The organism is Psychrobacter pasteurii, from assembly GCF_900162815.1.
GTDB classification, from domain to species: Bacteria; Pseudomonadota; Gammaproteobacteria; order Pseudomonadales; family Moraxellaceae; genus Psychrobacter; species Psychrobacter pasteurii.
Genome location: NZ_FUGD01000034.1, coordinates 1 through 13,035 on the forward strand (window position 1 = coordinate 1; position 13,035 = coordinate 13,035).

Sequence of the window (13,035 nt, forward strand, 5' to 3'; positions counted from 1 at the left end):
GTAACTATCGAATACATCTATGATGAGCTTCTGACCTTTAGAAAGTGATAGCTGAATTGTTGATTTAAGTGCTTTTTTGCCTGTTTGTCTTGTGCTTAGATGCTTGATAGCAAACTTTTTAAAAGGTATCCAACCCAGTGATTTACGTTTGGCATCAGGACGGTTGCTGCGCCAATGAAGTTTGGTTTTTTTAAACTGCTTACGCGCCTTGGCGTGAGTCTCATTGATAGCTTGTAAGGTCTGACTGTGTAATCTTAAATACTCGCCACTTCCTTTGGTATACTCACTTAGATCATAAGCACTAAAAAACTTACCGGTACGGTTTAGATGCTCAAAACTTAACGCATTAACATAGTTCCACACGAAGTTCACTGAACCGCTTAGACGATTCAGCTCTTTTATGTGTTTGTCTTTAATGCGTAGCTTGAGTGTTTTCATATGCTTAGTATGGCAAGATTAATTTTAGCTTACAACCCTTTAACGACTTCTTACGACAGTGTGTGTCGCCTTATATCCACCCCCTGAAGTAGGTGGTTTTACGGCGACTGGTGATAAATACACTATAGGCCTACTATAAGTCTGCGACCTATAATCCTCTGCCTTTAAGACTGATTATAGAGCGAAGCAAAGCGTAAAATTGAGTAATTTCTACTTTATTTTTACTTTGTTTGGCTGATAGACTATACTGTTCTACTTTTATTATTTTATAGCAGTGAGCTTTGCATTTACGACACTTTGCTATGTTAGCCATTGTCTGATGCGGCAACTGCCCATATAAAGACCTAATAAAAGCTAAATGCGATGCTCTTTTTATACCTAACTGTCGCCTAGCGGATATCTTTGTAGGCGGTAAATTGGGTTGTGGGTTAGTCATTACCTTTAGCTTGTAGGCTTTAGGGTTGTGTTTTTACAACCAAAAAAACCAGTTTTAGCGTTATATTCTTGGCATTTCTCAGGGCCTCATGGCACGGATATCAAGTTTATTAATCTGATATCCCCTGAGTATTGCTTATCATTAAAATCAAACGATTAACATACAGGGTTAATAACCATGGCAAAAGATTTACAAATTACCACTAACAAGGTAAATGACAACCAAACACAATTGACAGTTAAAGTACCTGTCGAACAGATTCAGAACAAAGTGGAAGGCCGTATCCGCAATGTGGCAAAAACTGCCAAAATTGATGGTTTCCGTAAAGGTAAAGTGCCAGTTTCACACATCCGTGCCCAATACGGTGCTGGTATCCAGCAAGAAGTTATCAACGACGTAATCCGTGACACAGTATTTGAAGCAATCAAAGCTGAAGACGTACGCGCTGTTGGTATGCCAAATATCGATGACGTAAAACTAGAAGACGAATTCTTAGTATATCAAGCCACTGTTGAAATCTTCCCAGAAATCAAAGTTGAAGGCATCAAAGATATCGAAGTAGAGCGTCACACTGCGACTATCAATGACGAAGACGTTGATACTATGATTGAAAACCTTCGCAAACAGCGTCAAGAATTCGCTGAAAAAGAAGGCGAAGCTGCTGAAGGCGATCAAGTAACTTTCGACTTTGAAGGCTCTATCGACGGTGAAAAATTTGAAGGCGGCGCAGCTGAAGACTTCAAACTGGTTCTAGGCAGTGGTCAAATGATCCCAGGTTTCGAAGACGGTATCGTTGGTATGAAAGCGGGTGATGAAAAAACCATCGACGTAACTTTCCCAGAAGAATATCAAGCTGAAAACCTAGCGGGTAAAGCAGCTCAGTTCAAAATCAACGTTAAGACTGTTGAAGAGCCTAAGCTTCCAGAAATCGACGAAGAGTTCCTAGAATTATTCGGCGTAAAAGAAGGCGGTGTTGAGCAGCTTAAAGCAGACGTTCGCAAAAACATGACTCGCGAAGTTAAGAACGCAGCTCGCAACCAAGTTAAGCAAGCTACTTTCGACGCTCTACTTGAGAAAAACGAATTTGACGTACCAAGCGCTATGGTTGATCAAGAAGTTGACCGTCAGCGTAACCTAATGATGCAGCGTTTCGCTCAGCAGTTCGGCGGCAATGCTAACAGCATCGACAAAGACATGTTGCCACGTGAATTGTTCGAAGAACAAGCCATCCGTGCTGCCCGTCTTGGTGTTCTAGTATCACGCGTTATCGAAGAAAACGAACTGAAAGTTGACCAAGAGCGTGTTGAAACTTTCATCAAAGAAACCGCTGAAAACTACGAAGACCCAGCAGAAGTTATCGAATACTACACCAACGATGCACAGCAACGCGCTAACATCGAATCAGTAGTACTAGAAGACCAAGTGGTTGACTTCTTACTTGAGCAAGGCAAAGTAACTGATAAAGAAGTGGGTTACCAAGAGCTTCTAGCTTCTCAGCAACAAGGCATGATGTAATTCATTTCTTGAACTAAAACTTGTTAAATTAACTCTGTTGATTTAGTTTAATAAGTGAGTGGTTAAAAAAATGCCCTGACAATAATGTTAGGGCATTTTTGTCTAAACAGACTATTTAAGCTTTCGTTGTAAAAGCAATCTGCACCTTATACCGCCTAAAGTGGTGTATTAATCATCTGTCATAAAGTAAGATAGCAAGGATAATGTGCGGTTAATGCTTGATTTATTGCTGAGCACCCCAAAATATAAAGAGACAACATAGGCTTGTGCCGTCAGCATATTACCATGACGTCCAGCTGCACACCCTATTTCACTGACTTAAAACTATTAACTATAAATTGTAAAATTGACCAATAGACAGGGATTATTTATGACTCACCAAAACACCCAACAAGATATCGAACGTATCATAAACAACCCTCATTTTGAGCAGCTTGTGGCCGCTCATGATGCGGTATTAAGAAATATGCGTGATGCCACCGTAAGCACGCCTCAAGCGGCATTGGTCCCTATGGTCGTTGAGCAGTCAGCCCGTGGTGAACGCTCATTTGACATCTACTCACGCCTACTGCGTGAGCGTGTTATCTTCTTAACCGGTCAGGTAGAAGACAACATGGCCAACTTAATCGTGGCTCAGATGCTGTTCTTGGAAGCCGAAAACCCAGATAAAGACATCCATTTATATATCAACTCACCAGGTGGCTCAGTAAGTGCTGGTCTTGCCATGTTTGATACCATGAACTTCATTAAGCCAGACGTATCAACCATTTGTATGGGCGGTGCGTACAGCATGGGCTCATTCTTACTGGCTGCGGGCCAAAAAGGTAAGCGCTATGCCCTAGCCAACTCACGTGTGATGATTCACCAGCCTTCAGGCGGTGCGCAAGGTCAAGCGACTGATATCGAAATTAATGCTCGCGAAATCTTGAAAATCCGTGACCGCTTAAACCGCATTCTAGCTGAGCGTACAGGCCAGCCATTAGAGAAAATCGAGAAAGACGTTGAGCGTGACTACTGGTTAGACGCTCAAGAAGCCAAAGAATACGGCTTAGTCGATGAAGTATTAGAGCGTCGTCCTGAAGAAGAAAAATAACAATAACATTCTTTAGGCACTAAAGCTTTACGCTATCGATTCACAAATTTACGGCTCTGCGACTGGGTAAATATATAGAGACAACTACCCCCTAGCAGAGCATGCAATTATTAAGGAGCGCCAAGCATGGCAAAGGACAAAACACCACAGTGTTCATTTTGTGGTAAAAAGAAAGACGAAGTGGCACAGCTAATTGCAGCGGATGATGCCAATATCTGTAATGAATGTGTGGCGCTATGCACAGACTTAATCGAAGAAGGTGGCCTTGATGCTGTCGACTCAGAAGACGGCGAAGTGAGTACTTGGTTAACCAAGAAGCTACCTACCCCAAAAGAAATTCGCGAACATTTAGACAGCTATGTTATTGGTCAAGAAACTGCCAAAAAAGCCTTATCGGTTGCAGTATACAACCATTACAAACGTCTAAAAGTGGCTGCTAAATTAGCCGAAGACAGAAAACAGGCTAAAATCGGTGCTGATGACGCCATGGTTGAGCTGTCAAAAAGTAACATCTTGCTAATTGGTCCAACCGGCTCTGGTAAAACCTTACTGGCACAGACCTTAGCCCGTATGCTGGATGTTCCTTTTGCTATGGCCGATGCCACTACCCTAACCGAAGCCGGTTATGTGGGTGAAGACGTAGAAAACATCGTACAAAAGCTATTACAAGCGGCTGACTATGATGTCGAAAAAGCTGAGCAAGGTATCATCTACGTTGATGAAATCGATAAAATCAGTAAAAAAGGCGAGAACATGTCTATCACCCGTGACGTATCGGGCGAAGGCGTGCAACAAGCCCTACTTAAGCTGATTGAAGGTACGGTTGCTGCGATTCCACCACACGGTGGCCGTAAGCATCCCAATCAAGAGCTTATTCAAGTAGATACCAGCAATATCTTAATTATTGTTGGTGGTGCATTCTCAGGTCTGGACAAAGTTATTCAGCAGCGTACTGAGAAGACTGGCATTGGCTTTAATGCTGAAGTTAAATCAAAAGAAGACGGCAAACAGTTGTCTGAACTGTTCAAACAAGTTGAGCCAGAAGATTTGATTAAGTTTGGTCTAATTCCAGAGTTAATCGGTCGTCTACCGGTTATCGCTACTTTAGAAGAACTGGATGAAGATGCGTTAATGCAAATCCTAACTGAGCCGAAAAACGCCATTGTAAAACAGTACCAGTACTTGTTTGAGATGGAAGACGCTGAGTTGACCTTTACTGAAGAAGGCTTAAAAGCCATCGCTCACAAAGCTATGGAGCGCAAAACAGGGGCTCGTGGCTTGCGCTCAATTGTAGAGAATGCACTGCTTGATACCATGTATGAGCTGCCTTCTATGAGTGATGCTAAAACCGTAGTGGTTGATGAGAACGTCATTAATGAGGGCGCAGCGCCTAAGATTGCTTAGCCTACCTCCTTATCAGCATAAGCTGCTATGTTTTATGAAAAACGCTTGCCCTGATGGGTAAGCGTTTTTTTATTGTCACTGTGCAATAACTGCCCTATGATGAAAGATAGATTTAAACCCTTATATTAATTCACTAATTCATGGATGATCCTCGTATGTCAATTCGCCTAACCCTACCTCAGCTCCCTTTATTAAATCAGCTTGCCCAGCCTGTGGTAGAGCGCTTATCTCCTGTCACCCCTTTTATGGCACCCAGTATTGACGAGCCACTCATCACTAAATTCTACAATGGCCATGTTGCAGCCATTACTGGTGCCGGTTCTGGTATCGGCCGTGCATTGGCTTTAAACTTGGCTCAAGCTGGTTGTAATCTTGCCCTGTCTGATATCAATGCCGAAAACTTGGCAGAAACCGAGCAGCTACTACAAGAATTTAAAGTAACCGTTACCACCCAGGTTCTTGATGTCTCTAATAAAGAAGCGGTATTTAAATGGGCCGATCAAGTGGTGCAAGACCATGGCCAAGTGAACTTTATTTTTAATAATGCAGGCGTGGCACTATCTTCAACGGTAGAGGGCGAAAGTATTGAAGAAATTGAATGGGTAATGGGCATTAACTTCTGGGGCATGGTTTATGGCACCAAGGCCTTTTTACCCCTAATTAAGCAAAGCGTACAGCAAAGTAATAAAGCCCAAAATGGCCATATTATTAACATCTCAAGCCTATTTGGATTGATTGCTCAGCCGGCCCAATCGGCTTATAACGCCAGTAAATTTGCCATTCGTGGCTTTAACGAGAGCCTGCGTCAAGAGCTAAATATTGAGCGTAGCGGTGTGTCTATTACCTCTGTGCATCCAGGTGGTATCAAAACCAACATTGCCAATAATGCCCGTGGTAACGAGAGCATTAGTGCCCTAGGCATGGCAACCGGCGCTAAGGGGCTAAAAAGCTTTAACAAGCTGCTTAAATTTGATCCTGATATGGCAGCGAAAATTATCTTGATGGCAGCCGCCAAAAACCAAGCCCGATGCCTAATTGGCGATGATGCTAAGATAATTGATTTGATACAGCGAGTTTTTCCTTCTAACTATGGTGCAGTGATGCATAAAACCACGCGCTGGGCTGCCAAAGCGAAGAAAAAAGCAGCTGCTAAGAAGATTGCAGCAAAATAGCTCGTCTTTAAGGCAACAAATAAGTCTTTAAGGTAATAAATGAACCTTTAAAGCAATAAATACGCAAAAACAATAGCTTGGCTTGTTGAACAGTTATACAATTTAGCCAAGCTATTTCATTTTAGCCTAGCTTTAATACTTTAAGCTCCCTTACCTTAAGCCCTTTTTTCTCAAGCCTTATACCAAACAAGGACATGTCGATATTTCGAGGTGCCTTATTGCAATATAAACTGGTCATTTTATGCAAAACACTTCCCCCTCCTCCCAACCTTCACCTTCTTCGGTGACCAATACTGCAAATACCAACCCTAGCTTTGTCCTTAAAGCCACGGCCATGATTATTGGCATGTTTGCTTTCTTACAAGTTTATTCTATCCAATCGATTTTGCCGGTATTAATGCAAGACTTTAGGGCCAGTGAAGTGCAAGTGGGTATGGCCGTGGGGGCAACGGTGATGGCGGTTGCCTTGATGTCGCCTTTTTTGGGCATGCTGTCCGATGCCATTGGCCGTAAGTCACTTATTGTTGGTGCTCTACTGTTTTTGGCCATACCAACGGCGTTAATTGCCGGCAGTAACGACATACATACCTTAACCGTTTGGCGCTTTTTACAAGGTCTATCGGTACCTGGTATTACCGTGGTGACCATTGCCTATTTGGGAGAGGAGTTCAAAGGCAGTGCTATCGCTGAGCTCATGGCATACTACGTATCGGGTTCAGTCCTTGGCGGATTCTTAGGCCGCTTTCTATTAGGTCATTTGCATGAATGGATGGGCTGGCGCTCTGGTTACTACGTTATGGCTGGCGTGACTTTAGTAGGTGCTCTTTGGGTGGCTAAAACCTTGCCTGCCTCACAAAACTTTGTCCCCAGCCCTAAGTTTCGCACTGCATTAGGCACCCTATCGCGGCACCTAACCAATCGTTATGTGATCTCTGCAACCTTGCTTGGATTTTGTGTGCTGTTCTCATTGGTTGGCTGCTTTACCTTTATCAACCTACACTTAGTACAAGCCCCTTATCAATTAACCACGGGGCAGCTGGCCAATATCTTTGCCGTCTATCTTATCGGGGTGATTATTACCCCACTGGCTACCAAGCTGATACAGCGCTTTGGCTCAGCACGCACCATCATTGTTGCGGTATTGATATCTATGTTGGGTGTGTTGACTACGCTCACCTCGCCACTGTGGTTAATTATTGTCGGTCTATCGATCATGTCATCGGGAGTGTTTATTACCCAGTCAGCGACCATAGGTTATATTGCTACTAATGTGAGTGAGGGCCGCTCATTGGCCTCCGGATTATATTATATGGGCTACTATGCCGGAGGTACTGCGGGCGCTTGGGCTTGCGGATTGGCCTATGCTTATGGGGAGTGGTCAAGTACCGTTGTTTTGCTAATAGCCGTTCAAATATTGGCCTTATTAATTGCCGCTTTTGGTATGATAAAAACGCCGATGCAAAGAGCCTAAACCGCTCTACAAAGAGCGGCTTAAATTATTTCATAATAGCGGTTAATAATTAGGTTGACCGATAGCTATTAACTTTGCTAGATTAAAACCCTAATAAAACGATATGTTTTGTATCGATAATAAAAAACCCACGGATTGTACTAAGTTTACAGTCAGGGTTCTCTGTTAATTAATCCTCTTATATCACTCTAGCAAGGACTGCTAGTTTAATAAATGATTGGGCTCACTATTTGGCCTAATCCTCTCTTTTTTTAGCTAAGGACAGCATCATGAATCAACCCAGCAGCAACTACACAGCCACTTCAACCGAGTCATTCTCAGACCTCTACAACAGCTCTATTAATAGCCCAGACAATTTTTGGGCCAAGCAAGCCGAACGTATTTATTGGCACAAACAACCCGAGAAGATTCTTGATGACAGCAAGCTGCCTTTTGCCAAGTGGTTCGTGGGTGGTGAGACCAACCTATGCTACAACTGTGTCGATCGGCATCTAGAAGAGCGTGCAGAACAAGATGCTTTCGTTTGGGTATCGTCTGAGATTAACCAAGAGCTTTTAGACAACCACCCTGGCGTGGCTGAAGCCTTTAAAGCCCTCGACAATCATGTTGAGTTCTACACCGATTATGCCAAACGCCGTTTAACTTATAACCGCTTATATAAAGAAGTGAACTATTTCGCTGATGTGCTTCAGCGCATGGGCGTGGGTCAAGGTGACCGTGTTGTTATCTATATGCCGATGATTTTAGAGGCGGCCTATGCCATGTTGGCCTGTGCTCGTATTGGTGCGATTCACTCTGTCGTTTTCGGCGGTTTTGCAGCCCACAATTTAGCCGTGCGTATCGATGACTCTGAAGCCAAAGTGGTTATCACTGTGGATGCCGGCTTACGCGGTGGCAAGATTATTAATTATAAAAACTTAGTCAATCAAGGTGTTGAGCAAGCCAAGCATAAGCCTGAAAAAGTCTTAGTGGTTGATCGTGGTATTTTACCTTTTGAGCCTCAAGAGAGAGATATTGATTTCGCTACGGAGCGACGCATTAGCTGTGACAATCGCGCCGTGGTTGAGCCCGTTTGGCTTGAGTCTAATGAGCCGTCGTACTTACTGTATACCTCAGGCACAACCGGCACCCCAAAAGGCGTTCAACGTGATACGGGCGGCTATGCTGTGGCATTGGCCACTACCATGGACTACATCTATGACGGTAATCCAGGCGAAACGTTTTGGGCCATCTCCGATATTGGCTGGGCCGTTGGTCATTCTTACACCATCTATGCTCCCCTACTTACTGGCTTAACCAGTATTATGTACGAAGGCCTGCCTCACAATCCGAACCCAGGTATTTGGTGGCGTATCGTTGAAGCCAACAAGGTCAATATTTTATTCACAGCGCCAACCGGGGTGCGTATGCTCAAGAAGCAAGATGAGTCTTGGCTAACCCGTTATGACACCAGCAGCGTAAAATCCTTCTTCTTAGCTGGCGAGCCACTTGATGAGCCAACGGCTGAATGGTTGACGGGTCATTTAGGGGTCCCTATTATCGACCACTACTGGCAAACCGAAACGGGCTGGCCTATTTTAAGTCATGTACCTAAATTTAATTACAAAGAGCACAGACCCGGAACTCCTGGCTATCCTATGTATGGCTATGACGCCAAAGTCCTGCATGAAGAAACCGGTGAGCCCTGTAAGCCAGGTGAAAAAGGCTTGCTTGCCATTTCTGCGCCTCTACCCCCTGGCTGCTTGACCACGGTATGGCGTAATGATGAACGCTTTATGAAAAGCTATTACAACCTATTTGACGGTAAGCAATACTCAAGCTCAGACTATGCCGTGATTGATGAAGACGGCTACTATCATATTCTAGGCCGTACTGATGACGTCATTAACGTGGCTGGGCATCGCTTAGGTACCCAAGAGATTGAGGCAGCCATTAGTGAGCATCCAGAGGTCGCCGAAGTGGGCGTGGTTGGTATCAAGGATGAGCTGAAAGGCGAGTTGCCCATTGCCTTTTGTATCCTACGTGACCCGTCTATCATTGATGACACCGAAGGCCGCTTCCGTGTCGAACAGCAAATCATGGGTGTGGTTGCCAGATCTTTAGGCGCACTGGCCAGACCGGCAGCTATCTATTTCCCGAAAGCCTTGCCTAAGACTCGTTCGGGTAAGATTTTACGTCGTGCCATTCGAGCACTTGCTGAAGGTCAAGAAACCGGCGATATGTCTACGCTTGAAGACCCAACCTCAATCGATGCGGTCAAAGTAGCCATTGAGAATTATTAGCACGAGACTTATTAGCAAAACACTTACTAATAAGACGCTACGAGCTATGTCTAAAAACTAAGCTAATTTAGTAGAAACTCGGGTTATCGTTAAGCACAATTAACGATAACCCGACCTCTTTGAAAATACACACTATTTTTAGTCTCCTCTTTACACTTTATTTAATAATTTTTTCTTGACCGAGTATCGAGGAGATTGCTATAGTCACTAAACAATATAACGATACAATTTATATCGTTATTGAAAATGGATTTTAAACTATCAGCTTACGGCTAATTATTAGCATAAAAATCATTAGTATAAAAAGATAAGGATATCTCATGCACCACGTACAACAGCTTATTAACGGTGAATTTGTCGATTCTAAAACCTCTGAATGGATTGACCTAACCGATCCAGCTACCCAAGAAGTTATCGCTAAAGTGCCACAAACCACCGATGACGAAATCAATGAAGCCGTCGCTGCTGCCAAAGAAGCCTTTAAAACTTGGCGCAAAACTCCGATTACTACCCGTGCCCGCATCTTCTTAACCTATCAAGCACTTATCCGTGAGCATATGGATGAGTTGGCTGAGCTGTTAACTTCAGAGCAAGGTAAAACCATTGCCGACGCTCGTGGTGACGTATTCCGTGGCCTAGAAGTGGTTGAGCATGCTGCTGGTATCGCCAACCTACAAATGGGCGATTTCGTTGAAAACGTTGCTACTGGTGTTGATACGTATAGCATTTGGCAACCTTTAGGCGTGTGTGCGGGTATTACGCCATTTAACTTCCCTGCCATGATTCCTTTATGGATGTTCCCAATGGCAATTGCCACCGGTAACACCTTTATTCTGAAGCCATCAGAGCAAGATCCAATGGTGACCTTGCGTTTGGTAGAGCTTGCCATTGAAGCGGGCGTGCCAAAAGGCGTCCTAAACGTGGTACATGGCGGCAAACCAACAGTAGACGCCATCTGTGATCACCCAGACATTAAAGCGGTGTCATTCGTAGGTTCAACCAATGTCGGTCACCATGTTTATGACCGTGCCAGCAAAGCCGGCAAACGTGTCCAGTGTATGATGGGCGCCAAAAACCACGCCGTTATCCTACCTGATGCCAACAAAGAACAAACCCTAAACCAATTAGCAGGTGCTGCCTTTGGTGCTGCAGGTCAGCGCTGTATGGCACTGTCGGTTGTGGTATTGGTTGGTGAAGCTCAGCAGTGGATTGATGACATTAAAGCCAAAGCAGAAGGCTTGGTGGTTTCAGCCGGTAAGCATGACAAAGACTTGGGCCCATTAATCAGCCCTCAGGCCAAAGAGCGTGTGGAGCGTTTGATTCAGACCGGTGTTGATGAAGGTGCGGACTTGTTACTAGATGGCCGCGGCATTGTGGTTGATGGCTATGGGAACGGTAACTTCGTTGGTCCAACCATCTTCGATAAAGTCACCACAGATATGCAGATTTATAGCCAAGAAATCTTTGGCCCTGTGCTGTGTATCATGCGTGCCGACTCATTAGATGAAGCGATTGACATCATCAACGCCAACCCGAACGGCAACGGTACGGCCATCTTCACCCAATCTGGTGCTGCAGCGCATAAATTCCAGCAAGACATCGATGTGGGCCAAGTAGGTATCAACTTACCGATTCCTGTGCCACTACCTATGTTCTCATTCTCAGGCTCGCGTGCCAGTAAGCTTGGCGACTTAGGTCCTTACGGTAAACAAGCGGTACAGTTCTATACTCAAACTAAAACTGTGACTGCCCGTTGGTTTGATGATGAAGCGAGTAAAGGTAAGGTCAACACCACGATTTCAATGTAGTTATTAATATCGAAAACCATAAGCTACTGTGTATAGCCTGCCTGATTTAAGGATTATCCTTTTAGCACACCCTTAAGTCAGGCACTATTAAAATTGACGCTAAGCAAGGGAGGCTATACACAATGAAATCACTCGTTGCCTCTTTTTTATTTGTTTTTTTGTATGGGTCAGGCTTTGTTGCGACTCAATATAGCCTCCCCTTCGTAGACCCAGTTTCCTTTTTGGTTCTACGATTTGCCATAACCGCCAGTATTTTAGGTATTGTCTGCTTAATCGTTAAGCCCAAGCTCAATGTCACTCGCAGCGACCTGATCCACACCTTTATTGCTGGCATGCTGATTTTGGGACTGTTTTCACTGGGTGTGTTCTTAGCGATAGATTATGGATTATCCGCTTCGACCACCGCACTGATTATCTCTTTTCAGCCGCTATTGGCTAGTGTAATTGCTCAGATATTTTTTAAAGCCAAAGTATCGGCCGCACAGTGGGTTGGGCTTATTATTGGCTTACTTGGAGTACTATTAATTGTATTCTGGGGCCTAAAAACTCCCAACGTTGTTGGACTGTTCATGGCAGGGTTGGGACTTCTGGGTGTGGCCTGTGGCAGTGTTTATCAAAAGCAGTATTGCGCCAATATGCATTTAGTATTTGGTGGGTTTTTACAATCGTGTGCTGCCTGCCTGCTGTGTTTATTAATCTGGCCGCTATATGGCACACATTTTGTTATATGGATACCAGAGTTTATCACCAGTCGCCGTAAAACCACCCACTTCAGGGGGTGGATATAAGGCGACACACACTGTCGTAAGAAGTCGTTAAAGGGTTGTAAGCTAAAATTAATCTTGCGATACTAAGCATATAAAAACACTCAAGCTACGCATTAAAGACAAACACATAAAAGAGTTGAATCGTCTAAGCGGTTCAGTGAACTTCGTGTGGAACTATATTAATGCACTTTGCTTTGAGCATCTAAAACGTACCGGTAAGTACTTTTCAGCCTATGATTTAAACCAGTACACCAAAGGTAGCGGTGAATATTTAGGATTACACAGTCAGACCTTACAGACTATCAATGAGACACACGCTAAATCACGTAAACAATTTAAAAAAGCCAAGCTTAGCTGGCGCAGCAACCGTCCTGATGCCAAACGTAAATCACTGGGTTGGATACCTTTTAAAAAATCTGCTATCGAGTATTTGCAAACAAGACAAACGGGAAAGAAAGCACTTAAATCAACAATACAACTCTCGCTATCTAAAGGTCAAAAGCTCATCATCGATGTATTCGATAGCTACAACCTAAGCCTATATCAGATCAACACGCTTGAGATAGTACAAGACAGTCGTAATCGTTGGTATGCGTGTATCACCGTTAAAGACTTTCCTAAGCAAGTAAGTGGTAAGGGCAGCGTTGGA

The 13,035-nt window shown here is 44.0% G+C and carries 10 protein-coding genes; 9 read left to right on the top strand and 1 reads right to left on the bottom strand.

The window, feature by feature from the left end; genetic code table 11:
- The coding region (locus tag A1232T_RS00975; protein ID WP_482822381.1) for a nuclease/transposase family protein at positions 1-438 on the bottom strand (438 nt) is incomplete at its 3' end.
- A 613-nt stretch (positions 439-1,051) separates the two neighbouring features.
- Here A1232T_RS00975 and tig point away from each other — a divergent pair.
- The 9 genes from tig to A1232T_RS01020 all read left to right on the top strand — a co-directional run.
- Positions 1,052-2,389, top strand: a complete 1,338-nt coding sequence (tig, locus tag A1232T_RS00980; protein ID WP_077447620.1) for a trigger factor — start codon at positions 1,052-1,054, stop codon at positions 2,387-2,389.
- A 466-nt stretch (positions 2,390-2,855) separates the two neighbouring features.
- Positions 2,856-3,482 (top strand): ATP-dependent Clp endopeptidase proteolytic subunit ClpP, encoded by a 627-nt coding sequence (gene clpP, locus A1232T_RS00985; protein ID WP_077447626.1) that lies wholly within the window; start codon positions 2,856-2,858, stop codon positions 3,480-3,482.
- 126 nt (positions 3,483-3,608) lie between these two features.
- Positions 3,609-4,886 carry an ATP-dependent protease ATP-binding subunit ClpX gene (gene clpX / locus A1232T_RS00990; RefSeq protein WP_077447621.1) on the top strand — a complete coding sequence of 426 codons (1,278 nt, stop codon included), beginning with the start codon at positions 3,609-3,611 and terminating at the stop codon, positions 4,884-4,886.
- Positions 4,887-5,131: 245 nt separating this feature from the next.
- Complete coding sequence (locus A1232T_RS00995) at positions 5,132-6,058, top strand: SDR family NAD(P)-dependent oxidoreductase (protein ID WP_077447627.1); 927 nt, start codon at positions 5,132-5,134, stop codon at positions 6,056-6,058.
- Positions 6,059-6,392: 334 nt separating this feature from the next.
- A complete protein-coding gene (locus tag A1232T_RS01000) occupies positions 6,393-7,529 on the top strand; it encodes an MFS transporter (RefSeq protein ID WP_244152325.1) in 1,137 nt (378 codons plus the stop codon).
- Positions 7,530-7,798: 269 nt separating this feature from the next.
- Positions 7,799-9,811 (top strand): propionate--CoA ligase, encoded by a 2,013-nt coding sequence (locus A1232T_RS01005; RefSeq protein ID WP_077447623.1) that lies wholly within the window; start codon positions 7,799-7,801, stop codon positions 9,809-9,811.
- 320 nt (positions 9,812-10,131) lie between these two features.
- The gene (locus A1232T_RS01010) at positions 10,132-11,619 is read left to right on the top strand and encodes a CoA-acylating methylmalonate-semialdehyde dehydrogenase (protein ID WP_077447624.1); all 1,488 of its coding nucleotides are present in this window, start codon (positions 10,132-10,134) and stop codon (positions 11,617-11,619) included.
- 122 nt (positions 11,620-11,741) lie between these two features.
- Entirely contained in the window at positions 11,742-12,407 is a 666-nt protein-coding gene (locus A1232T_RS01015; RefSeq protein WP_077447625.1) for a DMT family transporter, read from the top strand.
- A gap of 70 nt (positions 12,408-12,477) precedes the next feature.
- Positions 12,478-13,035: transposase (locus tag A1232T_RS01020; protein ID WP_279625887.1), on the top strand; the 558-nt coding region annotated here is incomplete at its 3' end.

What these genes read in the sequence shown, in the direction of transcription:
- clpX (WP_077447621.1), top strand. Translation starts at nt 3,609, where the DNA reads ATGGCAAAGGACAAAACACCACAGTGTTCATTTTGTGGTAAAAAGAAA.
- clpP (WP_077447626.1), top strand. Translation starts at nt 2,856, where the DNA reads ATGCGTGATGCCACCGTAAGCACGCCTCAAGCGGCATTGGTCCCTATG.
- A1232T_RS01005 (WP_077447623.1), top strand. Translation starts at nt 7,799, where the DNA reads ATGAATCAACCCAGCAGCAACTACACAGCCACTTCAACCGAGTCATTC.
- A1232T_RS01015 (WP_077447625.1), top strand. Translation starts at nt 11,742, where the DNA reads ATGAAATCACTCGTTGCCTCTTTTTTATTTGTTTTTTTGTATGGGTCA.
- A1232T_RS01010 (WP_077447624.1), top strand. Translation starts at nt 10,132, where the DNA reads ATGCACCACGTACAACAGCTTATTAACGGTGAATTTGTCGATTCTAAA.
- tig (WP_077447620.1), top strand. Translation starts at nt 1,052, where the DNA reads ATGGCAAAAGATTTACAAATTACCACTAACAAGGTAAATGACAACCAA.
- A1232T_RS00995 (WP_077447627.1), top strand. Translation starts at nt 5,132, where the DNA reads ATGGCACCCAGTATTGACGAGCCACTCATCACTAAATTCTACAATGGC.
- A1232T_RS01000 (WP_244152325.1), top strand. Translation starts at nt 6,393, where the DNA reads ATGATTATTGGCATGTTTGCTTTCTTACAAGTTTATTCTATCCAATCG.